Source organism: Photobacterium sp. GB-72, from assembly GCF_003026095.1.
Taxonomy (GTDB): Bacteria; Pseudomonadota; Gammaproteobacteria; order Enterobacterales; family Vibrionaceae; genus Photobacterium.
Map to the genome: position 1 here is coordinate 92,231 of NZ_PYNV01000005.1, position 25,477 is coordinate 117,707.

The window sequence follows — 25,477 nt, forward strand, 5'->3', positions numbered from 1 at the left end:
AAGCATTATTTAATAACAAAAATAATCGAAAGAGATGACTCACCACCATTAACTCTATCTACCAAAGAATCTCGCTTTGATTTTCTCGAACAAAAAGTGCGCTTCGTTCAAAGAACGCACTGCTATATTCAACGGCTTAGTTAAGCTCAAAAAATGCTGTATATCCGGAATATCATTGCAAGGTTGCCGAGAACAGCCAAGGAAAGCCAATTGCTGATGATTTAGTCCCGATAAAAAGCTTGATTCTATCAACAAACGTTGAAAGCGCCCCCACTGCGTGAAATTATTTGACAACACCACAGAAGGAGAAAAAAAGTGATAAAACAGCGCATTTCTTGCTGTCAAATTTGGATAACTTTGTTGATGTAAACACTCTGGATCAAACAAAAAGAGCGTTCCAGCCTTACCAATTACTCTTTTTAATTCATAATCTTCAGTTTTTTGATGGTGCAACTCCCCTACTTGCCCCTGATACTGATGCCGATGAGAACCAGCAACAAACGCAAATGCTCCTGACTCTACATCATCAAGATAACAAGCTAATTTTAATGATCTTGGAATAGACTTAGATTGATAATATTCAGTGCAATACCATTCATCACGATGTAGTGGATGAAAATTGTCTTTAAACGGAAGACTTTGCCAGCCTTTCGCTTCTTGTAAACAAACATCTTTCCCTAAATATTCAACAATAAGACTATTAATTAATGGCATTAAGGGCAGTTGGCAAAAATGAGGATCTAATGTTAATAGTTGTTCGACCATTAATCGTTTTCTATCCGTTTGCGCATACCCTGTCCATGAGTTAAAAGCAGGGCGCTCCAATTGAGATTGAAAGATCCTTTGCATTTTAACTAATTCATCTTTTGTAATACATTCCGGTAGTACAACAGCACCGTTATGTTTTAACTCGCTCAGTAAAGCTAGAAGTTGTGACATCTGTTAATACCTGAATAAAGTCAGACGCTAATTTTTCACAACCATACTGGTAGTAAAAATCAGAAGACGGTTTTTTTACGCTTAATTTATTACGCTCAAACAATTGATATAAATGTCTTAGTTGATCTAAATAGATCGCTGGCTCTTCTATTGACACTTCATAAAGTTGTGTGGCGTGTCGTCTTAAAAAATCTGATGTTTCACCATCGGGTAATTCAGCTAAAATCGGCTTGCCACTTGCCACATAATCTATCGCTTTAGTCGCTAAATGCGTATCCGCTTTACCTTTATCTGGTTTACCTTTTTGAATAAATAACACATCACATTGCGATAAAATATCGTGTAACTTTTCTTTTGGTTGAGCACCTATCATTACAACCTTATCGGTTAATTTATACTCGCGTATCAACTGCATCATTTCATCTTGAACATCACCTACATTGATAAGGCGAATAGGAAAATCACACTGCGCTAATTGCTTAAATAGGCCTTTTGCGCTGCGCCTAAAACCATCCCATGTCCCGCTATAACCAAGGGTCAACACCTTATGATTATCGGAAACATGATCAAGGATTTGATCATAACTATTAGGGATATAACGAACACTATGTTGGGGGTATAAAGATTGATAAGTGTGATAATCAGCCATCGACGTCACTATCAAAGCACTCGCTTGCTGCATTATTTTTTGTTCAGATTTAACGTCATTTTCATCGGAAAAATAACTCGCTTGCGACCACGCATCACGAAAATCTAACACCAAAGGAACATTGAGCCATTTTGAGAGTAGCCTACCAATTAAAGCGCTACTAAAAGGAGGGCAAGAAACAACAATCACATCCGGTTTAATCGATTTACTTTTTTGCCATGCTTTATAAAGAGCAGGGAATACCCAGCCCCAATGCATATCAATCAACCAATACTTTTTAGCAATATCACCATCTCTTTCTGGTGAGCGCCAATGTCTTAAACGATAACATTGTTTGTGAATAATTGTTGGCCATTTCCAACACCAATCAATATTCCATGAAGATACAGGAACGATATCTGCGAGAAGTTCTATCTTATTTTTATTATCAACATTAGCAAACCGATGATCTCGGGCTTCACGAAAGACCACCACTCGATGTCCTAAACGCGTTAAAGACTCACTAAATCGTCGACTTCTGTTTGCACCAACATTTAATAACGGTGGGGAAAAGTAACTAAAATAAAATATATTCATTCATTCCCCCTTAACATCCTAATGACTTTACCAGGATTACCTGCAAACAATACATTTGGCGGCACATCTTTAGTGACAACACATCCAGAAGCAACAACTGAGCCACGTCCAATAGTGACAGGCTTTACAATATTGACACCAGTACAGATCCATACATCGTCTTCAATCACTAAATCAGCCATTACTGGCGGTTCATACCTGTCTAAACCTGGGCTATGACCGCTATGGGCATTAATGCTCGTTCTCCCTGCAATCATAACGTTATCGCCGATAAGTACTTTCCTTCCAACTGAAATTCCGGTTTGCCAACCAATATAGCAATTTTCACCTATTCTTATTTCGCAACAACCACTATCAGGATGGCCGTGAATACTCAGGGCTCCGTTTAGACAAGTATTATTACCAATATAAATTTTTATCGGCCCTTGAATTAAAGGGAAGCCATTTTCTAAACTCAACCCAGGGCTGTAATGTTCTAACCGTGCCTGTAACATAGGAAGATATAGAAAAATGTTCAATAAGCGTTGGAAAGTGAAACTCGCTAATCGATAAAGAACATAAATAGGCCGATATATCCATGCTAAATCAGGCAGTTGACCATAAACGAACCATTTTGAAACTCGGTATAACAATCGGCTTAATGGCGTGTTTTGTTGTTTGATATAAGCACGAATTCGATGCGTTATTAACATTAATCACCACCTTTACGACTTATTTAAAGCACTTTATTGTCCAATCAAAGATGAATACAATGCGTGAGTTTGGGCGATTTGTATTGCGATATCATATTTTTGTTCTACCTTTCTTCTCGCAGCTAAACCAACACATTCAAGCAATTTATTTTGGCTATAAAGAAACTGAAGCAATTTTTGTACCTGATCTCTTTGTTCAAAACACACATACCAACCCTGCTGTTTATCGGTAAAAATCTCGGCAAGCCCACCGATAGGTTCAGCGATAACTGGTCGCCCTACTGCCATTGCTTCAACGGCGACATATCCGAAAGCTTCCTGCCAACAAGATGGCATTAATACAATATGTGCGTGTTGTAAATCCTGCTCAATTTTTGCTGAACGCCCATGGTAATAAATCGAATTTTCTCGATAGGCTGTGAGCTTCACCTGCTCAGACAGTTCTCCATCCCCATAAATATCTAATTGTGCAATCGTTGCTAATTCTGGTTGAGAAAAGAGATCTAATAAGTAGTGGATTCCTTTTTCTGCACTCAAACTTCCGATATAAAAACAACGTAATTTATTCGTAATTGGCGGTAATTTTTTATAGTTAAATCGCGATAAATTTATACCATTATTAATCAGCACTATTTTTTCAGAGGGCATAAACGCTTCTAACCATCGCTGAATAAAAGGTGAAATCGCACAAAGACGAGTAATTGGCATACCAAGAACCCATTGCTTCCATCGACGCCATCCTGTTATCTCAACGTGTTTTGGTGGTGAATTATGCATGGTAAGCACAATTTTCGAACAAAAAATGCGGGCAATAAATGTATAAAGGTGACCAATACCATAAAAATGGAAATGGATAAGATGAGGACGATAACGTAGTAGTAAAGCAAATAATTGGGCGGAATTTGCAAAAGCGGAATAGGTATAGTTTTTTGATTTTAAGACAGAATAAGCGTCATCTGAAATAGATCGTGCGAATAAAATGAAGTGTTTGTTTGAATCCGGTAGCTGAATTAAAAAATCCAAAAAACTACTACCTTTTTTTACATCAATATCACAAATTAAGACTATGTTTTTCATCTTTTGTCTCACGATAAAAAGGTAGTCTTTAAAGCATATCTGAGAATATATTATTCTTTTCTTAAAAAGGAGAATTTTCGCGAAAGGTAAACAAACGGCTACCATTGCAGTAGCCAAATTCCGATAAAAGTAATGCTGAACCGTTAATTAACACCCATTTGATGTTTATATTTGGTCACTGATTTCTCACAGAAATCTCGCTCATCATCATCGTCAATATTGTTAATAAGTTCAGCAAATGCCTCATAGCCAACCTTACCGTTTTTTACTTTCCATACGGTATAAGCTGCCTGCTTATCTAATTCAATACGTGTTCTTTCACCATCAGACAGTAACGTAAGGTTATACATCAATTATGCTCGCTTTAATTATATTGATTCATTTTACCTAAAAACAAAAGTGATCAAAATAGCCATGCATCATAATCATTTGGGTTTTCTTATGGCAAAATTTGCGTAATCAACTATCAAAAAAGAAGTCCACCCTCTCTTTTTCAACAGAATTAGTAAACAACTTACTATTTTATCTAAAACAGCCTAAATTATGTGATATTGATCGCGAGAATAATCATCCTGCTCTCATAAACTGCTTCCATTGAAACGCAACAATAACCTTTGTTAATTATTAAAATCTAGGAGCAATATATGGCTACCCCACATATTAACGCAGAGCTTGGCGATTTTGCAGAAACAGTACTAATGCCTGGTGATCCTCTACGTGCTCAGTATATTGCTGAAACTTACCTAGATGATGTTAAGCGTGTTTGTGACGTACGTAGTATGTATGGCTACACTGGTACCTATAAAGGTCAACGTATTTCAGTTATGGGGCATGGTATGGGTATCCCTTCATGCTCTATTTATGTCCACGAATTAATTAAAGACTTTGGTGTTAAAAATATTATCCGTATTGGTAGCTGTGGCGCTGTCCATGATGATGTAAAACTGATGGATGTGATCATCGGTATGGGCGCCTCAACAGATTCGAAAGTTAACCGTATTCGCTTCTCAGATCATGACTTTGCAGCAATTGCGGATTATCACTTATTAGAAACTGCTGTCAATCAAGCACGAGCACAGAAAGTACCTGTTCGTGTCGGTAATGTTTTCTCTGCTGATTTATTCTACAGTCCAGAAAGCGATCTTTTCGATAAAATGGAAAAGCTCGGTATCCTTGGCGTAGATATGGAGGCCGCTGGTATTTACGGTGTTGCAGCAGAGTTAGGTGCAAAAGCACTGACTATTTTAACGGTTTCTGATCATATCAAACGTGGTGAAAAGCTCAGTGCAGAAGATCGTCAAACGTCATTTAATGAAATGATGAATATCGCACTAGAAACAGCAATTTCGTTATAAATACTCCATAAGCGGGAGGCATTCTTCCCCGATATGTTGACCGCTTATTTCTATACAAAGATAAAAACTAAAGGGATGTTAGTTTAATCAGTACCTTCAATTAATAGAAACCAGCTCGATAATGTAAAATGTGGCGTCTTACACAATCATAGGTAACATATTATTGAAACGTATTGTTCTCTGACAGTGCTGAGTACTATTTACTCAGCCCCTTCTCACAAATCCCACGCCTGCTTAGTAACAACCTTGATAATATATTTATACTCATTGTTAAGACCCCTCAAAAATAAGGTTTGATTATGTCGACATCTCTTACAACAGCAAACCCCATTGAGCAGTTACCTTTGGCTTTTAATGGCCATCAGTTTAATCACTGTAAGACATTGAGTTGTAAGAACTTTGGTTCACATAATCCAAATGACTATGTGCTACAACAGGCAAACAAAAATCGTCCGATATTGGTATGCCGTGAATGTGGTGCTTTTCCTCCTTTATTGAATAACCAAGATATTGTAGAAGAAGCGCTACGTTACCAAACCCAACAAAGCGGCGATCTTCCTAAATGCACAAATAACGCCTGTGAAAATAACGTTTTTTCAGCATTAACACATAGACATTTATATCACGCATTTGGCTTTAGTGGTGACAGGCAACGTTATCGTTGTAAAGCATGCGACCAAACATTTGTTGATCGTTGGTCTGGTAGTAATAATAAACATCTTATACAACAAAAACTCTTAGGGTTATTATTTACTGGTTATCCCGTGCGAGATATTTGTCGTCGCTTAGAGATAAATCCAAAAACATTTTATGATCAATTAAACCACATCGCAGCAAGGTGTCGCCGCCAACTTGCTCTGTTTGATGAACGCTTGTTTAAGCACCAACATAAAGTACAACTGGCTTCCAATATAAAAGCGTTGCAAGAGAAAAGTATGAACGGTGTACTATGGGTTGCCAGTGCAGAAGCGCAGTCAGGGTATGTTGTTGCTCAGCATATTAATTATCAACAAGAAACCGTGGAATCAACACAAGAGCACCATGATGCTTATCAAGATAACGCTCGCTATATGGCGCTCTCTACACCACATCAAACGCTGACAGAAACATTTATCCCACAAGGAATATTAGCGCGAGTAGATACAACCTATAGGAAAATTTTTAGTCGCTCCAATATGGAAAATCCATTGACTGATGGCAGGCTCATTAATTACCCAACAAAAGGAACATTAATCCACCCTCAATACACCGTATATAGCCACTACCTTTATTTAAAGCAAATGTTCCAACATAGCGACTATCTTGCGGTTTTTATGCCTCAAGAAACACTACTTCGCTCTGCCTGTATTTCAGTTTTTATTGATCATATTAAAAAGAAACGAATTGATCCTGTTTATGTTCTTGAAGATGAACAATGGCTACACGGCGATAAGCCAGACAATGTCGATATTGTTCTACTAGGTTGGTGGCAAGATAGGTGGGCTTTTACTCATTTAGAGAACGCAAGTAAAGGGATCTGCCATCTTGGTGGAGAAACCTCGAAAGATAAACAATGGCTAGAACACGCAACATACCGTGCTATTTCATCTTATCAAAACCGTTTTCAAGACCAATTTAGCCAACTGATCAACGAGCCAAGACGTAAACTTCGCCCTGCAGGATTATTACCCTTGCTTGATATTTATCGCGCTTGGCATAATCTCTGTCGCCAAGATAAATACAGATTAACTCCTGCGCAACGATTAGGGCTTGCCTCTTCACCCATAACATTAGAACAGTTACTGAGCTAGCAGCAGACATAAAAAAGGCTCAATATTGCCATCACTGATGCCATTTTATTGAGCCTAATTAGGATGTTTATAATCTTATTTTTCAGCTGCAACTACTGATATTTCAACCAATAAAGCATCACGTGCCATGCTGGCTTCCACACAAGCACGCGCAGGTGCATGACCTTCAGGAACCCAGTTATCCCACACTGCATTCATTTCTGCGAACATACTCATATCTTTAATGTAAATCGTTGCAGAAAGCATATGCTCTTTATCACTTCCCGCTTGTAGTAATAACGCTTCAACTTTATCTAACATTGTCTGTGTTTGCTCTGTAATATCTTTTGTTGCATCAGCACAAACTTGACCACACAGATAAATAGTTCCGTTATGTTTTACAATACGGCTCATTCGAGCACCCGTTTCCAAACGTTCAATCATGATATTTCCTGTTCACTAGAAAGTAAGAGGTCATTGTAACTTTTTTTGCATAAAAGTCGTCATAGTTCGGTAAGAAAATAAAATTATTTGCACATAATGCAGTTTACACCGTAAATTTCAGCTATTTGCCTAACGAATCTTCAATTCTCGCTTTCCAAATCGCCATTGCTAATGCTGGCTTGCGTAGCACTTGAGGTGTTGGGATCCAGCCATGCTTGATCTTAGCAAACACATCAAAACGCTCTGCTGTGCCAGACATTGCTTCTGCTATGACTCTACCTGCAATATTGGTTAAACCAACGCCATGACCGGTGTATCCATGAGCAACATAAATATCATTCCCCAAGTGATCAATTTGAGGCATGTAAGAACGAGTGACCGCAAATAAGCCGCCCCAGTGGTACTCCATTTTCACATCTTTTAACTGTGGGAATACCGTGATCATACGTTGACGTAGACGCTCCGCTGAATCACTGTATTCACCATTAAATGGGTGATTTACACCGCCAAATAAAATACGACCATCAGGTGTCGGACGGTAATAATCAAGACTGTTATTTAAGTCTGACATTGCCATCATATTGGAAATAGGCTGACGATCACCTAATTGCTCTGTTACTGCAATATAAGAAGCAACGGGCAAAACGACACTTTGTGCTTTACGGTTTAACCCGTCTAAATATGCATTACACGCCAATAACACTTGTTTCGCTTTTACACGACCTTTTGGGGTATGAATAATATGTGGATTGCCTTTTTCAATTTTAGTCGCAGGGGTATTTTCAAATACCGAAGCACCTAATGACATTGCAGCACTGGCTAAACCTAAGGTGTAATTTAATGGGTGCATATGTGCGCTGTTTGAATCAAACAACCCACCAAGGTAACGATCGGTATGCGCTACTTGCTGAATTTGTTCTTTTTCCCACCAGCTTGCACTTGGGTAATCATAACGAGTCTGCTTTAAGTCATACCAAGATTTTAATTCTTCTTCTTGGCTCTTTTTCAATGCCAGCTCGATATAGCCTTGTTGAAAATCACAGTCGATGTTGAATGTTTCAATACGCTCGCGTGCAATATCAACCGCCTCACAAGAGAGATCCCATAATTGTTTTCCCCATTCAGGGCCATAGGTCTCATCGACTTCACGCAGCCCCAAACAGTAACCAACGAGACACTGCCCACCATTACGGCCAGATCCCCCCCATGCTAAACGCTGAGATTCAAGAACGACAACCGAAAAACCTTTCTGACGTAATTCGATGGCAGCATTCAAACCTGTCATACCCCCACCAATAATACACACATCAGCTTCTATCTGTTGTTCGAGTGCTGGTTGCTCAGGTAATGCATTAATTGTTGCTTGGTAATAACTATCAATATATTGACTACGCATGGACATTCCAATTGCCTATAGATAAGAACAGAGAAAAAATCGCGCGGATAATGTCACGCTATTAATGCAACAACAAGGGATTTATTACTGTGATAGTGGTCATATATCACGCCGATTAACTTTGACATGCTTAATGTTAACTCTATTATCCGCTACTCACTGACTTACCTGGTCATTTAGGGAAATAGAAATGAAAAAAGTTTTTAAAGGGGTGACAACACTAGCATTCGCACTTTCAGCATTTAATGTTTCGGCAAATGATGCTGTGCTTAATATTTACAACTGGGCTGAATATATGCCAACAGATGTAATTCAAGCATTTGAGAAAGAATACAATGTCACCGTCAACTATTCGACTTTCGATAATAACGAAGCGATGTATACCAAATTAAAACTGCTGGATAACAAAGGTTATGATGTGGTTTTTGCTTCAACCTATTTTATTGAAAAGATGGCGCGTGAAGGCATGTTAGCCAAAATAGACAAATCCAAAATGCATCACTTAAAAGATGTTTATCCTGGTTTGTTAGGCCAACAATTTGATCCTAAAAACGATTACTCACTTCCGTATGTTTGGGGTGTGACAGGGATCTCTTATAACTCAGATAGTATTAAAAACGATCAGGTAACGGGCTGGAATGATTTATGGAATACTGATTTCCAACGCCAAGTCATGCTATTAGATGATGTTCGTGATGTATTTGGTATGGCATTAAAAGCACAGGGCCATAGCATTAACAGCACAAACGAAGCTGAAATTAAACAAGCATACGAGAAACTGCGCGACTTACGTCCTAACGTTGTCGTTTATAACTCAGACGCACCACATGTCCCTTATGTGACGGGTGAAGCGATGCTCGGGATGCAATGGAACGGTAATGCTTATTTAGCAAAACAAGAAATGCCAGAGCTAAAATTTGTTTATCCTAAAGAAGGATCGATTCTGTGGATGGATAACTTTATTGTGCCAGAAGGCAGCGTAAATAAAGATTTAGCCTTTAAGTTTATTGATTTCTTTATGCGTCCAGAAAACCAAGCAAAATTGGTTGAAGAGCTCGGTTTCCCTGCGCCAAATAAGCAAGCAAAGTCATTCTTACCTAAAGAATTACAAAACGATCCGATGATCTTCCCAACAGATGAGGAAGTAAATAAAGGTGAGTTTACTAATGATGTTGGTAGTGCTGTCAATATTTACCAAAAATACTGGCAAATGCTGAAGAGCTAAAAATAGATAGAGAGCGATAACTGTGTTATTGCTCTCTATCTTAATTATAGACTCTATATAATAATTTCAATTCATGCCACTCAAAATTTTCACTTTAACGTTATTAACAATTATCAAGATTATTTATTTAAATATTAATAAAAAATAAAACACTTTCATATTATTTATTATTCACTGAATACAGTATAAAAATTATCTATCGCAATATTAATGATATTTAACTTCTTTTTTTTGTTGCTATATAACTTTAAACCTTAGGTGTAATTTAAATGAGCTATTTATTCAACATGAATTTATGAACGTAGTTACGGAGTAATTAAAAGCCTACGCATTAATTTCACTATCATTATCAATATCTTTAGGTCTTGTAATTGACAAGAGAAAAATCCAATTAAACCTTAGCGTTAATTGCTGGTAGTCGCAGAGCCACCCCTGATTTTCCACTTTGATAGAAAAAGGTAATAGTGTTCCAATACACGTACTCACAGTCATCTGTGTATAATAAATATTTTGCTGGCTCTTTATAAGCCAGTTATTTCTAACTTTAACTAACTGATCAATAATATAAATTATGAATGCCTTAGATGAACAAAAACTCAGTCAACTGAGTCCTTTTGAAATTAAAAATACACTACTAACATTGGCTTCATCACAATCCGACATTGCCCTAATAGACGCCGGTCGTGGCAATCCTAATTGGGTAGCAACCTTACCTCGTGAGGCTTTTTTTCAATTAGGGTTATTTGCACTGAGTGAAGCTAACTTAAAATTTAAAAATTATGATAACTTTGGCGGAACAGCAGATAAGCTTGGCATCTTCCAACGTTTACAGCAATTTTGTTTTAAAACAGAAAATCAAAATAATCATGGGTTAACATTTTTACTCAATGCTATTGATTATCTTAAGACGAATCAAGCGATTAATCCTGACGAGATTGTATTTGAATGGACCAATGGGGTACTAGGTGATGATTACCCTGTTCCAGATAGAATGCTTAAAAACGCAGAATGCATTATACAACAATATTTAAGTAGTGCGCTTTGCGATAATCAAAATACTTTGCCACAAAGCTCATTTGATTTATTTGCTGTTGAGGGCGGTACTGCGGCGATTGTTTATATCTTTAATACCTTAAAAAGTAATCGCTTATTATGTGCTGGTGATAATATTGCGATTGCAACACCAATATTTACGCCTTATATAGAAATTCCGGATCTTGAAGACTATGCGCTAAACCGTATTGAGATTGAAGCTAGTGAGGATCTTATCTGGCAAATATCCGATACTGAATTAAATAAATTACTAGATCCAAACATTAGAGCGTTCTTTGTCACGAACCCTAGCAATCCACCCTCAGTAAAATTGAGTGATGAAACGCTAACTAAAATTGCAAATATTGTTAAACAACGTCCAGATCTTATTATTATCACTGATGATGTTTATGGCACGTTTGCCGATAACTTTACCTCACTGGCAATGATCGTTCCTCATAATACGATACTTGTTTATTCATTCTCTAAATATTTTGGTGCAACAGGATGGCGTTTAGGTGTTATCGGTATCCAACCTGATAATATTTTAGATAAGTTACTAAGAAAACAATCAAATGAAGTTAAACATACACTGTTTGAACGCTACAAAAATATTAATTTAGATCCAAATAGTATGAAGTTTATTGATCGCTTGGTCTCAGATAGTCGAGCAGTAGCTTTAAACCATACTGCTGGGCTATCAACACCGCAGCAAATTCAAATGTCACTTTTTGCTGTATTCTCACTCATGGACAATGAACAGCAGTACAAACAAGACGCTAAAAATATCATTCGCGACCGCTATCATCATTTAATGGAACATATGAAAGGTACACCAGTGGTTGCAGAAGATAATCCTAATGGCGTGTTTTATTATGTTGAGATTGATATAGCACGAATTGCTAATGAACTTTATGGTGAGAAATTCTTAACGTGGTTAACCAAAACGTACAACGCACTAGATTTTGTTGTACGACTCGCTCAAGAAAATGCGATCATCGTGATGCCAGGAGCTGGTTTTGATGCTCCTAAATGGTCTATTCGTATATCTCTCGCCAACTTAGATAATGAGAAATACGATACCTTAATGGATAACATTAATAATATGGTAATGAGCTATCACGATGAGTTTAATGGTTGACATACAGCATTAATAATAAGCCACCATCTGTTATATATGGTGGCTTATTATACTATAAGCATCGAGATATAAGTTGAATCAACTTTGCCGCTAATTTCGCGGTTTGGTTAGCATAATCATATTCAGGATTGAGCTCAGCGATATCAACTAACTTTACTTTTCCGCTTGCCATAATATGTTTAATTGCCCATTCGACCATAGGTAAACCAACCCCCTGCATTTGGGTCATATTCACACCAGGTGCAATAGATGCAGAAAATACATCAAGCCCAATACTTAACTGTATAACGTCAACACTATCGATATATTTATCAATTTTGGTTTGCACTGCTTTTTTATTGCGTGATGTTATTTGGTTATCAAGCAACCACTCACACCCCAAATCTTCAGCCAATTTAAACATTGCTTGTGAATTAGCACGATCGCATATACCTAAACCAAGGTAATGAAAATCTCGGTGATGCTCCTTGCAATAACATAATGCAGAATGAAAAGCCGAACCAGAACGAACAGACAAGGTTGGTCGCAACTCAAAATGTGCATCAAAATTGATGATCCCAACACGCGCTTGGCAAGGCTGATAACTCATCGTTGGATCTTCTTGCGTAGCCGATAAAGCAACAACATTATCAGGTATCGATTTAGCTACTTGCCATTCGGTATGTATTTTTGCTTTATCATCGGCAAAATCAGATAACGCTTGATAACTTGCAATAGATATTTCATGACCGCCCCCTAACACTATAGGGAAATGCCCAGAATGGAGTAAACCATGTACAACTTGCGCTTGCTTATCACTTAATGATGAGAAATTTGTATCGTCATCAACCAGTTCTATATCACCAGCATCATAAAAGGGCAGCTTTGAATGCGAATGTGTACTGGGAAGAATACGTCGAATACTTGCAGGTCCTTCCTTCGCCCCTTGTCGACCTCGATTCCAGCCAATACTAAGATCAGAAATAATACCGAGTAAAACAATCCCTTGTTCTCGTTGATCAATATAAGGAGAAATTAACGTATGTGATCGATGTGGAATACGAGACTTAACATCATCAGTTTTAAATAATTTTTTTAAATGATCTACAAACATACGTTTATCTTCCTTTGATCAAAAACGTTGTAATTTAATGTTGTGGTGGTAAAGCGCGAGCAGCCTGTAAGACACACATAACAATTTTATTTTTACGGCTATTGATACGTTCAGCTGGTGCCATGACACTCACTGCGCCAGCCACTTTATTACCGATAAAAACGGGCGCACTCACACCAGAAACACCTTGGTCAATTTCAGACGTACTAATAGCAAAACCATCTTGTTTAATCAGATCAAGCTCTGTTAACCATGCGTCTAATTGCTCTTTCTCTGTGATCTCGTAATGCTTCAAAATACGTAATTGGCGAGAAAGGGGTAAATGCGCCAAAATAACTTTTGATGAAGCACCACGGATAAGAGGTTGGCTCTGCCCTTTTTCATAGCTACAACGTAAAGTGTATGGACTATCAATGCTATCGACACACAAAGCATTAAAGCCAACAGGCACCATGTATGCCGACATCTCACCCGTTTGTTGCTGCAAACGTTTCAATATCGGTCGAACACCATCTGGTAATGGTGAGTTAATCTGAAAATTACGTTGTAATTGCAATGCCGCAGGCCCGGCACTGTATGTATTCTGACCGTGATTTTCTTCGATTAAATTCCAATCTCTTAGTAATGCTAAGTAGCGGTATAAACTACTAATAGGCATATTCATTTCGACACTTAACTGCTGAGCTTGCAGAGGGAAAGGTGAAGCTGCAATGTGAATTAATACTTGCAACAGCTTTTCATTAGCACTGAGTGAATTTGTCACGGTGTTGGCTTCTTCTTTTTGTATGATAATTACTTTTAACCAATAAAAAACCATACTGCAAATTAAATTCTTACATGATGAGAATTATATAAAATAATACTCAATTAATTACCGCAATATAAGAAACCTAATATTAAACACTTTATATTTACTGAATTACTATCAAGAAACTTTCTTACCCTATGGGATTTATCGGTCTAATAAACATTTAAATAGCGTTTCAATTTGTTAATTAAAGATCAACGCATTATCACAGTAATAAAAAAGATGTAACTTTTCCGAGATCCTCACCGTCAATCAAGTGAGAAAAAAGACGCTTTTCTATGCTAAATAGCAGATCACGCTAGTAATAATAGGAGGGTTACTGGTAAAATCCTTGCAAAATTGACCGTCACACATAGTAAAAGAGAGTGATTCCTCATGGGAAGAAAGTTCGAAGTACGCAAATTGTCTATGGCAAAAACCCAAGGCGCTAAGATCAAAGTTTACTCAAAGTACGGTAAAGAGATCTACGTTTGTGCTAAGAACGGTAGCCCTGATCCAGATGCTAACCTAGCACTTCGCCGTCTTATTGAAAAAGCGAAGAAAGATCAGGTGCCAAGCCACGTTATCGAAAAAGCAATTGATAAGGCTAAAGGTGGCGGCGGTGAAGATTACTCAACAGCACGTTACGAAGGTTTTGGTCCTGGCAACTGCATGGTTATCGTTGACTGTCTAACTGACAACAACAACCGTACTTTCATGGACGTTCGCCAAGCATTCGTTAAAAACAATGCAAAAATTGGTAGCCCAGGTACTGTTGGCCACATGTTTGAACACCAAGCAGTATTTGAATTCAAAGGCACAGATGAAGAAGCTGTTCTTGAGAATCTAATGATGGAAGATGCTGATGTGACTGACATCACATGTGAAGATGGCGTGATCACTGTTTACGCTCCTCACACAGAATTCTTCAAAATTAAAAATGCACTTGCAGCAACAATGCCAGAAGTAACATTAGATGTTGAAGAAATTTCTTTCGTTCCACAGACAATGACTGAATTGGCTGGCGACGACATCGCAATGTTCGAGAAATTCCTTGATGCATTGAATGATTGTGATGACGTACAAAACGTTTACCACAATGCAGAAATGGCTGACTAATATTTAGTTTGCTGTTGATATAAAAAAGGTCACCTAATGGTGACCTTTTTTGTTTCTGCTGAATTATTATTGGCTTAACGACTTGCCTTTCGTGCTCGTGACATTAACCAAAATGCTAAAGCACCAAAACCTAATGCTTGTAACCATAATTGCTGCCACCAACCAATCATTTGAGCAAAGCTTGCGCCCATCTGATTTAAACCAAGAAAACCATTAATAGCAGCCGTTGACGGTGCTAACTGGGTTAACTCTCGTAGTAATGTTGGCAATTCAGAGGTTGGCCAAATAAAGCCTGCGGTAAACACTAAAGGTAATGAGCTTAATAACACCACCAGCGTGACTAACTCAGAACGTGGAATCAACTGTCCTAATACCATTCCCAACATGATTACCGCTAACAAAAAGGCAATCGTCATGGCAAAAAGATCAGGAATAGACGCCAGTCGATTTACTCCATAATAGGTGAAGGTAAAACCGAAATAGTACGCGGCTAAAACCAAATAAATCACGACAAAGATAAACGCCCTTACCGCCATAATCATCCATACTGGATATTCAGACCAATAACCACTTTTACCTGCCGCCCGCGCTTCATTTTCTGATGCACCGACCATACCGACACCAATTAACAATGTCTGATGTAAGATCAATACAAAAACAGCAGGAACAACATAGTTAATGTAGCCCATCGTGACATTAAACACTGGACGCATGTTTAACTTCATTGCACTGTACTGTTCGGTCGCTTGAACGAAGTTATCCCCCTTTAAAACAAGATGGTTTATCTTCGCCTTTACACCTAAATCAGTGCCTGCAGCGCTTAATCCTTCCACAATGGTACCGTATACCAAGAACAATGCCGCATTACCTGCATATGCCAGTGTTGGGCTAGTCCCTAACATCACGTCTTTGTAGAAATCATGGGGGATCACTAAAATCCCTTCTACTTGACGATCAAGTAACGCTTGTTTTGCCGCATCAATACTACCTAAGTGCTGAGTAATATGAACCTGGGGTGTGGCATCAGCCATACGGATCAATTCACGACTCATCTGGGTTTGATCAAGATCAACCACGGCAACCTTCTGATCGCGAGGGATCTCATTGCTATAAGGTAGCGGATATAAGAACGAGTAAAAAACTACGCCGCCAAATACTGTAAACACCAAAGAAACATTCGTAAAAATGGCTTTTAGTTCATGCTTAAATAAATTTAACCAGCTCATCTAGGCATCCCCTTTTACAGCATCGCCACTTAATGCTTTACGGCGATGGAATAACATCAACATCACTGCTAATACCATTGCAACCATAAAACACGACAAAACAAACAATTGATGAGATGCCTGATACCACCCCGTCCCATAATCAACTTGCTGTAATTGCACTTCAATATAATGACTTACAGGTAGTAAGCTACGCCACATTTTGGCAATTACAGGCATATCAGTGGCAGGGAAAGTGATCCCCATAAAGGCAAAGGCAGGGGCTGTAAATGCCGCGGCAAAACTCATGGCACGTGGTACTTCCATCGCAAGGAAATAGATAAAAGCCCCCATACTTTGACACGCCAGCACCATTAACAATTGCGCGACAATCAAGATATGCCAATCACCATGCATCGGCCAATCCAATGCTACGTACATCCACCACAAGAACAGCAAGCCTTGGATCAAAAATAACCCAGTATAAGCAGCTAATTTACCCAGTAACTTAGAAACAGGTGACGTTTGTAACCACTTCCATAGTCCTTGTGTTCTCGCTTCATAGGCAATAGCTAATACCGTTGTGGCCACAATCAAGATCTGCCAGATAGACGGGATAATGGCAGAAACCAAAAACTGTCCATAATGGCTATTACTGTTAAATAACGGTGTAATTTGCCCACGAATAGGCACCGCTTGCCCCATCGCTTGCAACGGCACTGGTGCCCCTGTCGCCATATTCTTAACGGTTTCAACCCCTGCATTGAATGTGCCTTCAGCCAGCAGCATTGCAGAGTTGATCAATTTACCTATTAAAATAAATTGTCCATTATAAAACGTGGTGATCTGTGGCGAAAAACCAAGCTTGGTGTCTTTTTCAAAATTATCTGGGATCACCACCATGGCATAGATTTCATTGGCTCGCATCGCTTCACTGCCCTGATCTGGGCTCGTGAATTGACGTGTAACAGCCATTGTCGGGCTGGCATCCACATAACGAGTAAAATGACGAGACAACTGGCTATGATCAAGATCGACAACACCAACAGGTAAGTTATGCGCTATACCCGTAGAAAAAATAGCCCACATAGTGAGAAATAGCACCGCAGGTAACCACAGTGTTAATGCTCGTAACCAGCCATCTTTCCATATGTTTCGCCATTCTTGCTTCACATACTGAAAGCTATTCATATTACTGCTCTACAATCACGCTCATGCCTACGCGCAAGCCATCAATTGGTTGTGTTGGACGTGCTTCCACTTCAAACGTACGCATATCAAAACCTTTCGCCGTGTCTGTTGCACGCCACGTAGCAAAATCACCCATTACCGCAACGTGTGTTACTTTAAATGAATAGGTTTTATCACCTAATGCAGGAATGGTTACGTTAAACTCTTTACCTTCTTGGTAATCTTTTAGCTTATCTTCTCGCACATTAAAGACAGCCCACGCATCGTTAATATCAATAATATTCACCACAGGAAAACCTTGTGGTGCTAGTTCACCATCATGCAGCAGCACTTGTGAAACTTCCCCTTGGTGCCAACTAGAGATCTTGGTATCAGCAACATACGCTTCTACTTCGGCCACTGCTCCTGCAGCCATTTTCACTTTCTCTTGTGCTGCACGCTTCGTTTCTACTCGTGCACCTTCTTTGGCCATCTCATACATCTGGTATGCTGCACTTTCGGTATATTGTGCCGCTTGCCATTGTGTGAAAGCTTCATCGCGTTTTTGCTCTGCAATCACGCCATCTTTATAAAGGTTATTGACACGGACATAAGTCGTTTTCATCAATTTCGCCGCCGCCGTCGCTTTACGCCATTGATCTTCTGCAGCTGCAATTTGCTGACGTCGCGCGCCTTTTTCCGCTTCTTCTGCCAACGCACCAGCCGCTTGCTCACCCGCTTTTGCTTGTTCTAACTTGGCATCAATTTCCGGACTTAAAATGGTAAAAATAAGTTGTCCCGGTTTAACTTCATCGCCTTTACGAACAAGTACTTGGTCAATACGCCCCGGTACTTTTGAGGAAATATTATATTGCTGCGCTTCAATCTGACCTTGCATACGTTCAGGTTGAGGCTGGTAAGCATGCCAGAAGGTGTAACCCAACCAACCCACAACAGCAATTACAGGAACCGCTACTGCTATAGACTTCAACTTACTCATAACAATTAAACCTCTATACCTTGATATTTCTGATAATTATTAAAGGTGTTCATTTCACCGCTTACCGCAAGTAAACGAGTTAAACACATAACATATTGATAGGCCGCAGCAAGTCGCTGGGTTTTAACGGCGGATAAATACAGTTCAGCGTCAACCACATCCAGTGACGTTGATAACCCTTGGCTAAACGCTTTTTCTCGTAGACGAATATTTTCTTTTGCTAATGCAAGACTCGATTGTAAACCGTTATATTCTTCGACTGCTTGATTAGCTTCTCGATAGGTTTTCTCAACTAACACAGTCAGATCTTGCTCAGCTTGCGCACGTAAATGATTCACTTGTGTCACCATCGAATGCGCGGCTTTTACCTTACCTGAACGGCCAGAGCTGTCGAGAAGCGGAACACTAACACCAATACCTACAGCCCAATCAGGTGCCATTTTAGCGGCAAGAGAGTCGCTTTCGTAAAGGTTATAATCACCGTACAAATAGACTTCTGGATAATACTTGCCTTTCTCTACATCAATTAAGCCATCAGCCTGTTTACGCTTAGCATCCAAAATATGTAAACCAGGGTAACTTGCTAACGTTTTATTTATAAACGCCGACATGGGCGGTAAAGAACTATTAATAAACAAATTAGTAGTAGGTACAGTGGTACTCGATTGCTGCAGTAGTCTTGTTAGCGCAACTTGCGCAATTTCTAAATCACGCACTGATTTTTGTGCGTCAACTTTTGCTTTATCGTAAGCCGCTTCTGCTTGTAGACGTTCAACTTTTGCAATTTGACCTTGCTGCTCTAGTTTAAGCGCATGTTCGTAATGACGTTTTAGCCCTGCTTCAACCTCTTTACGTGTTTCGACAACATTTTTTGCTAAAACAACACCAAAGTAAAAGCGGGATAAATCTTCAAATTTAGCCTGTTGCATCATGGCAAGCATGTATTTCGCTTCTTCTGTTTGTCCTTTAGCAATATCTTGTGCCGCACTAATACGACCACCAGTGAAAATAGGCCAAATAGCACGAACAGAACTGGTTAGCACATCACGATCTGCAATCGTTGACGTTAGTGCAGAATTAAGGTCTAGGCCTGTCACTTTAGTAAGCTCGGCAATAATTTTTGTTAATTCTTGCCCCGCTGCTGTGGATGATACAGGCATACTGCCAAATAAATCTGAAGGTGACAGTTTTACATCTTGATCCAAACGGGTGTAATTTGCACCAATCGTCACAGTTGGCAAATATAAGTCACTTGCCGCATCTTGCATGTACTCTGCTTGCTCAACACTTGAACGTCCGGCCGCCAAACCATCATTCTTCGTCACGACAGTATGCCACGCATCACTAAACGCAATGGGTGATGCATAAATACTCGGTGTGATCGCTAGCAAAGCGATAGCCAGTGGTTTAACCATAAATGGTTTTATTCTCATAAGGTAACCCTTTGATACCAGTTTTTCTTAATGCTTTTTTATTCTAGAGCAATAACTCTAAAACAAAACAATTTTTTATGTATAGAGCCATCTTGCTTTATCGATAAACTGTATGAATATTATTCAGATAATGCGAATAATAACAGCATACTCTTATTGCGTTATTGTTATTACTAAAGATATAAAAAAACCCACTGTCAAGCGGGTTTAATATGGGATCACATCATAGTATTGATTAAACAAATACCCAAATAATGATCTATCGAGCTAAACGAATCAACGAGCGCCCTAATAAGCGTTCTAATTCATCAATACTTTGCTGACCGTAACGCTGCTCACAAAGAGTAAATAAGCGTTCAATTCCACGGTGGGCAAACTCATGTGATGTTTCTGCAGAAGAAATATGATGGAAGAGTAAGCGTAAAATTGCACGGAATTTTTCATCATCAAGCGCAACTGACCAGCTTGCAGAAAATGCTGCTAAATCGTCTGTTAAATCAAGCTTATCTACAAACAGCTGATAGATACGCCCATCAAGTGCATGCGCAAAGTCTTGTTTCTTTGGGAAATGATGGCTAATACCGGTACGAGAGATCCCTGTTTGATTACTTAACGTGGTGTATGACATTTTGTCGTAACCTAAGGTAAGAATTTGATCAATTACAGCATCCATAATCGTTTGAATGGTTATCTCTGTATCTTCTTTACTTCGCTTTGGCATAATGAGTTGACTCTATTGTAATCATTTTATGCAACAGTACGATTTCAATAATTATCCTTCATTGAAATCAGTGGCTAGTATTAGTATTACAAAATGTGATTCCCTTAACTAGCGCTAACTCACATTTTTAGCGACATCATGTTGTATCTGGTTAAAAAGCGCCAAATCAAATGTAATTATTTACTTTACAAGCCATTTACTAAATAGAACAGTCCACCAATTAGCGACCAAACTTTTTCGCTTGTTGTTCAATATTACGATAAAGGATCTGGGTCCAAAACGGTTGATTCACTGACGCCAGCAACTTCCCTTTTTTCGGGTCGTGTGGGCTAATAACCACCTCAATATTCTCAAGCCCTGTTCTTTGGGCGAGTAAAAATAGTTCTTCAATACTATAATCGCCCATGGCTAAACAGCCTGTCGATGCTTGTTTACCATGAATGAAAATATTACTACCTGGAGACGTTCTGCCTTCTAATTTTGCGTATTTACGATCAAAAGCATTCGGGTAATCTAGCTTCATCGAAAGGTGAAAGCGACTATTGGGATTCAATAAAGAAACACGATAAATACCTTCAGGAACTTGTTTATCACCTTCCCGTAGTTTAGGTCCTTTTTTACCGCTTATTTTCTCGATATTGTAACGCTTAACGTAAGACCACTTACCTTTCTCTTCTGCCCAAAGTTCTACTGACATCTCTTCTTTCATCGCAAAGAGTGCAATATTTTTCGGAGGGTAAGATAAACCAGCTTGTTCAAAATAACGTTTCATCCTTGGCTCAACGAAAGGAGAGTAACGCTTCATTACATCATCAACGGTTCGTGTACCTGCAGGAGGGTAAGTTGAGTACGAATAAGCTGCTTGAACATCAGTAACAGCAGTGAACATAACCAATAATGGCAATAACGCTATTTTAAACACAAAACCCTCGGTACTTGCAGTGTCATCTTTGGAAATAAACGAAATCAGTAACAGATATCATCAAAAGTAGGCGCTAGTGTACTGGCGTTTTGCCGTGGCGCAACCGATAGTGTGGACATTTTACAACAAAATATTGCACATTATTTACACTTCTAGATAAGTCATTAAAATACCTATCGCTATTTCGTTAATTGGCATTCACCCTACACAAGGTACAATAGAGACAATACTCTTCATATAATTAGGTATACAGATTTTGCATACGTTAGAACAACTACGCTCTGGTGAACTGGCGCATATTTCCCGACTAAAAATTTCGCAGCAATTAACCACATTTCCTCTCGAAATTCTTTCGCTAGCAAATAGTTTGGAAATCCTAGATTTAACGGATAACAAACTGAGCCAGTTACCTGACGACTTTGCCAAGCTAACCAAGCTGCGCATTGTGTTTATGTCAAATAACTGCTTTACCGAGTTACCGAAGGTCTTAGGGGCTTGCCCAAACTTAGAAATGATCGGGTTTAAATCAAACCAGATCACTACCGTTGATGAAACATCGTTACCTCAAAAACTGCGGTGGCTGATTTTAACCGATAATAATATCGCTCAATTACCACAAAGTTTAGGATTACGCCCCCGCCTGCAGAAACTTGCATTAGCAGGTAATCAACTCACAGAATTGCCAACCACAATGGATCAACTACATAATTTAGAGTTAATCCGTTTATCTGCTAACCGCTTACAAACATTTCCAACTCAACTGCTTAATTTGCCAAAACTCGCGTGGCTGGCCTTTTCTGGTAATGATTTTAATCGCCATCAGCAGGTAAACAATACATTGCCTGAAGTGGTACCGAATGATTACACATTACGATCAGTGCTAGGGCAAGGCGCATCTGGCGTTATTTCATTAGCCGAATGGAAAAATAATACCCATCAACTGGCAGCAGATATCGCAGTTAAAGTTTTTAAAGGTGAGGTGACGTCTGACGGTTACCCGCAAGATGAATTAAACGCTTGTCTCAAAACAGGTCGTCACCCAAACCTTGTAGAGTCATTAGCACACGTTACAGATCCTAAACATTTAGCGCTAGTCATGGCATTAATCCCTGCGCACTTTAAAAACTTAGGCTTACCACCAACGTTTGAAACCTGTACGCGCGATACCTTTCCTAACGGCTTTACGTTAACCATTGAGCAAATCACAAAAATAGTGTCACAAATGACAAACGTGATTGAACATATGCAAAACCAAGGTGTGGCTCATGGTGATATTTATGCCCATAACGTCCTCTTTGATGGGCATGCCAATATTCTGGTTGGCGATTTTGGTGCAGCTTCCATTTACGATGATTTACCTCTAGTAATACAGCAACAAATCAAAACCATCGAAAACCGAGCATTAGGTTATTTCATTGAAGATTTACTCAGTATTTGTGAATCACAAGATCGCACGTCATCGCGTTATCAAACACTCTACCAAAAGGCGCAAAATTACATTCAGTTGTCATCTTTTTAAGCGACAATAAAAGTACTTTTTTATTATCGCCTTTATCAACAACAAAACAAACATGATCGTGTTAACAAATCTGATACAAAGTCATTAATTTATTCTATAAATAATCAGAATTGATTTCATACAAGCGTTTTAAATAATTGATTGATTTTATAATAATAAATACCCGAGTCACTCACCAGAACTTAAAATATTGTCTGTTTAGCTCACTGATTTTCCTTACGCAACACCTTGACTAGCACCTAAAATACGCTTTAAATTTAACATTATAATAACAAACGATGTCATCGAACGATTTCATCCTTGTAGCAAACCATTTAAGGGAAACTAATATGGCTCAACTGCTACCCAATGACATGATCCTACAATGGGCAGAAGAACGTCCTACTGATATCTATCTTCGCCAAATTATCAACCGTGAATTTGTTGACTACACCTATGCAGATGTTGCAGATAAGGCTTTACGCCTAGTCAGCGCCTTTCGTGCACTGGGGATCCAACCGGGCGAGCGTATTGCTCTCGTCTCTAAAAACTGTGCGGAATGGTTTATTTGTGATTTGGCCATGATGCTAGGTAGTTATATCAGTGTTCCTATTTTCCCAACAGCTGGGGCTGATACCATTGAGCATTGCATTACTCATAGTGACAGTAAATTAGTGATTATCGGTAAACTTGATAGCCCTGATGCCATTAATAGCGTGACACAAAAGCTATCCGATATACCGACGATCTCTTTTAGCTACCCAGGAACACCTGAAGGGAAATATAATTTTTCTACGCTGATTGAACAACATGCCCCAAGCAAGGAACGTCCAGCACATACTGATGATGAATTAATGTCGATTGTTTATACATCGGGCACATCTGGGCTTCCTAAAGGCGCGATGCTGACCTATGGCGCTTTTGCTTGGGCATCACATCAAATAATCAATCATATTGGATTAGGTGAAACAGAGCGGTTATTTTCTTATCTCCCACTCGCACACATAACTGAGCGGGTTTACATTTTTGGTTCATCCATCATGTCTGGTCTTCAAGTGGCATTTCCTGAGTCTCTTGATACCTTTATCGATGATGTAAAAATGCACCGCCCTACTATTTTTGTTTCTGTCCCGCGTTTATGGACGCTTTTCCAACAACGAATTCAAGAGAAACTACCACCAGCCAAACTGAATCTGTTACTTAAGATTCCATTTGTTTCTGGCTTAATAAAGCGCAAGCTCGCTGATGGTTTAGGACTTAACGAAGCGCGAGTATTAGGCTGTGGTTCTGCTCCCGTTTCTGCGGGTTTATTACGTTGGTATGAAAGTATTGGCCTCAATATTACCGAAGCTTGGGGTATGACAGAATCTTTTGCCTATAGCACATTAAACCACCCATACCGAAGTGACAAAGTCGGTAGTGTTGGTAATGCAGGCCCAGGCGTTGAACTGAAAATTGCCGCAGATGATGAGATATTAGTACGTAGTAAAGGCCTATTTGCCGGTTATTACAATAATGATGCTGCAACCAAAGAAAGCTTTGATAGCGAAGGCTGGTTACATACTGGTGATATCGGTTTTATTGATGAAGATGGTTACCTCACCATCCAAGGTCGTAAAAAAGATACCTTCAAAACGGCTAAAGGGAAATTCGTCTCGCCCGTACCGATTGAGAAACGTCTGTTTGAACTTAGTAACGTCGAGATGATGTGTTTAGTCGGCTCTGGAATGCCGGCCCCTATTTTATTAGCACTCCCGCATCACTTCCCTAACTTTGATCGTAAACGTTACGAGAAACGCGTTCATCATGTAATAGAAACGATTAATCGCGAGCTAGAGTCTCACGCAAAGATCAAAGGTGTGTTAATGATCAAAGAGCCTTGGTCAATTGAGAATGGTATTTTAACACCAACCCTTAAAATTAAACGTCATGTACTCGAGCAAAAATACTCGGATATTGGACATGATTGGCCTAGCGATACATTGGTACGCTGGGAGGAATAAATTTATATAGAATAGAGTAACAAAAGCCTGATAACGCCTTCCAGCATTAAGTTATCAGGCTTTTTTCTTACTCGTTAAGAAATGACTTAAAATAATTAGCGCTAGTTTTCATCTCCTCGCTAGCGTTATTTTCAATCTAATGAGCACATTCCTTAATTCTCTTTTGTTGCTTATTAAATAGCGAAAACAATTGCCATTATTTCTTATTAAAGACGCGAACTTTGTATAATT

The 25,477-nt window shown here is 39.0% G+C and carries 22 protein-coding genes; 7 read left to right on the forward strand and 15 right to left on the reverse strand.

The genetic code is table 11. The features are described 5' to 3' along the window. Nucleotides 1–54 precede the first annotated feature (54 nt). The 5 genes from C9J40_RS08155 to C9J40_RS08175 all read right to left on the reverse strand — a co-directional run bounded on the left by C9J40_RS08155 (nt 55) and on the right by C9J40_RS08175 (nt 4,283). Nucleotides 55–939, reverse strand: coding sequence for a phytanoyl-CoA dioxygenase family protein (locus C9J40_RS08155; RefSeq protein ID WP_107246454.1), 885 nt, complete (start codon nt 937–939; stop codon nt 55–57). After that, nucleotides 899–2,164 (reverse strand): glycosyltransferase, encoded by a 1,266-nt coding sequence (locus C9J40_RS08160; RefSeq protein WP_107246456.1) that lies wholly within the window; start codon nt 2,162–2,164, stop codon nt 899–901. Before C9J40_RS08160 ends, C9J40_RS08155 begins: the two co-directional genes overlap by 41 nt. Then, nucleotides 2,161–2,856 carry an acyltransferase gene (locus C9J40_RS08165; protein WP_107206792.1) on the reverse strand — a complete coding sequence of 232 codons (696 nt, stop codon included), beginning with the start codon at nt 2,854–2,856 and terminating at the stop codon, nt 2,161–2,163. Before C9J40_RS08165 ends, C9J40_RS08160 begins: the two co-directional genes overlap by 4 nt. Before the next feature lie 33 nt (nt 2,857–2,889). Then, entirely contained in the window at nt 2,890–3,945 is a 1,056-nt protein-coding gene (locus tag C9J40_RS08170) for a glycosyltransferase family 4 protein (RefSeq protein ID WP_233217727.1), read from the reverse strand. Nucleotides 3,946–4,076: 131 nt separating this feature from the next. Continuing rightward, on the reverse strand, nt 4,077–4,283 hold the full coding sequence (locus C9J40_RS08175; protein WP_045083072.1) for a DUF3283 family protein: 207 nt from the start codon (nt 4,281–4,283) through the stop codon (nt 4,077–4,079). A gap of 294 nt (nt 4,284–4,577) precedes the next feature. Here C9J40_RS08175 and deoD point away from each other — a divergent pair, with 294 nt between their 5' ends. Together deoD and C9J40_RS08185 are read left to right on the forward strand one after the other, a co-directional pair. Then, complete coding sequence (deoD, locus tag C9J40_RS08180) at nt 4,578–5,288, forward strand: purine-nucleoside phosphorylase (RefSeq protein ID WP_107206794.1); 711 nt, start codon at nt 4,578–4,580, stop codon at nt 5,286–5,288. 299 nt (nt 5,289–5,587) lie between these two features. Continuing rightward, nucleotides 5,588–7,078, forward strand: coding sequence for a lactate dehydrogenase (locus C9J40_RS08185; RefSeq protein WP_107246458.1), 1,491 nt, complete (start codon nt 5,588–5,590; stop codon nt 7,076–7,078). A gap of 75 nt (nt 7,079–7,153) precedes the next feature. Here the strand turns inward: C9J40_RS08185 and C9J40_RS08190 are convergent, their stop codons facing one another. Both C9J40_RS08190 and C9J40_RS08195 read right to left on the reverse strand, forming a co-directional pair. Then, nucleotides 7,154–7,501: a RidA family protein gene (locus C9J40_RS08190; RefSeq protein WP_005366374.1), complete on the reverse strand. Its 348-nt coding sequence runs from the start codon at nt 7,499–7,501 to the stop codon at nt 7,154–7,156. 121 nt (nt 7,502–7,622) lie between these two features. Next, on the reverse strand, nt 7,623–8,897 hold the full coding sequence (locus C9J40_RS08195; RefSeq protein ID WP_369918843.1) for an NAD(P)/FAD-dependent oxidoreductase: 1,275 nt from the start codon (nt 8,895–8,897) through the stop codon (nt 7,623–7,625). A gap of 190 nt (nt 8,898–9,087) precedes the next feature. On the opposite strand from C9J40_RS08195, the gene C9J40_RS08200 reads away from it, so the two are divergent. Continuing rightward, nucleotides 9,088–10,122, forward strand: a complete 1,035-nt coding sequence (locus C9J40_RS08200) for a PotD/PotF family extracellular solute-binding protein (RefSeq protein WP_107206798.1) — start codon at nt 9,088–9,090, stop codon at nt 10,120–10,122. A 571-nt stretch (nt 10,123–10,693) separates the two neighbouring features. Then, nucleotides 10,694–12,295, forward strand: coding sequence for a bifunctional aspartate transaminase/aspartate 4-decarboxylase (locus C9J40_RS08205; protein ID WP_107246461.1), 1,602 nt, complete (start codon nt 10,694–10,696; stop codon nt 12,293–12,295). A gap of 52 nt (nt 12,296–12,347) precedes the next feature. Here C9J40_RS08205 and C9J40_RS08210 read toward each other — a convergent pair whose 3' ends face one another. After that, on the reverse strand, nt 12,348–13,388 hold the full coding sequence (locus tag C9J40_RS08210) for a formimidoylglutamase (protein WP_107246462.1): 1,041 nt from the start codon (nt 13,386–13,388) through the stop codon (nt 12,348–12,350). A gap of 34 nt (nt 13,389–13,422) precedes the next feature. Continuing rightward, nucleotides 13,423–14,205 (reverse strand): IclR family transcriptional regulator, encoded by a 783-nt coding sequence (locus tag C9J40_RS08215; RefSeq protein WP_107207331.1) that lies wholly within the window; start codon nt 14,203–14,205, stop codon nt 13,423–13,425. Nucleotides 14,206–14,571: 366 nt separating this feature from the next. Between C9J40_RS08215 and C9J40_RS08220 the strand changes: the two genes are divergently transcribed. Then, nucleotides 14,572–15,294: a YebC/PmpR family DNA-binding transcriptional regulator gene (locus C9J40_RS08220; protein WP_005366395.1), complete on the forward strand. Its 723-nt coding sequence runs from the start codon at nt 14,572–14,574 to the stop codon at nt 15,292–15,294. Nucleotides 15,295–15,368: 74 nt separating this feature from the next. Here C9J40_RS08220 and C9J40_RS08225 read toward each other — a convergent pair whose 3' ends face one another. The 6 genes from C9J40_RS08225 to C9J40_RS08250 all read right to left on the reverse strand — a co-directional run bounded on the left by C9J40_RS08225 (nt 15,369) and on the right by C9J40_RS08250 (nt 21,745). Then, entirely contained in the window at nt 15,369–16,520 is a 1,152-nt protein-coding gene (locus C9J40_RS08225) for an ABC transporter permease (protein WP_107246464.1), read from the reverse strand. Continuing rightward, on the reverse strand, nt 16,521–17,690 hold the full coding sequence (locus tag C9J40_RS08230; protein ID WP_107207333.1) for an ABC transporter permease: 1,170 nt from the start codon (nt 17,688–17,690) through the stop codon (nt 16,521–16,523). A 1-nt stretch (nt 17,691) separates the two neighbouring features. Then, nucleotides 17,692–18,669: an HlyD family secretion protein gene (locus tag C9J40_RS08235; RefSeq protein ID WP_107207334.1), complete on the reverse strand. Its 978-nt coding sequence runs from the start codon at nt 18,667–18,669 to the stop codon at nt 17,692–17,694. Nucleotides 18,670–18,674: 5 nt separating this feature from the next. Then, nucleotides 18,675–20,102: a TolC family protein gene (locus C9J40_RS08240; protein WP_107246466.1), complete on the reverse strand. Its 1,428-nt coding sequence runs from the start codon at nt 20,100–20,102 to the stop codon at nt 18,675–18,677. Nucleotides 20,103–20,361: 259 nt separating this feature from the next. Then, nucleotides 20,362–20,823, reverse strand: coding sequence for a TetR/AcrR family transcriptional regulator (locus C9J40_RS08245; RefSeq protein WP_045083083.1), 462 nt, complete (start codon nt 20,821–20,823; stop codon nt 20,362–20,364). A gap of 220 nt (nt 20,824–21,043) precedes the next feature. Then, a complete protein-coding gene (locus C9J40_RS08250) occupies nt 21,044–21,745 on the reverse strand; it encodes a murein L,D-transpeptidase family protein (protein ID WP_107207336.1) in 702 nt (233 codons plus the stop codon). Between the two features lie 256 nt (nt 21,746–22,001). On the opposite strand from C9J40_RS08250, the gene C9J40_RS08255 reads away from it, so the two are divergent. Both C9J40_RS08255 and C9J40_RS08260 read left to right on the forward strand, forming a co-directional pair. After that, nucleotides 22,002–23,264 (forward strand): leucine-rich repeat-containing protein kinase family protein, encoded by a 1,263-nt coding sequence (locus C9J40_RS08255; RefSeq protein ID WP_107246467.1) that lies wholly within the window; start codon nt 22,002–22,004, stop codon nt 23,262–23,264. Between the two features lie 329 nt (nt 23,265–23,593). Then, nucleotides 23,594–25,246, forward strand: coding sequence for an AMP-binding protein (locus tag C9J40_RS08260; protein ID WP_107246470.1), 1,653 nt, complete (start codon nt 23,594–23,596; stop codon nt 25,244–25,246). Nucleotides 25,247–25,477: the final 231 nt, after the last annotated feature.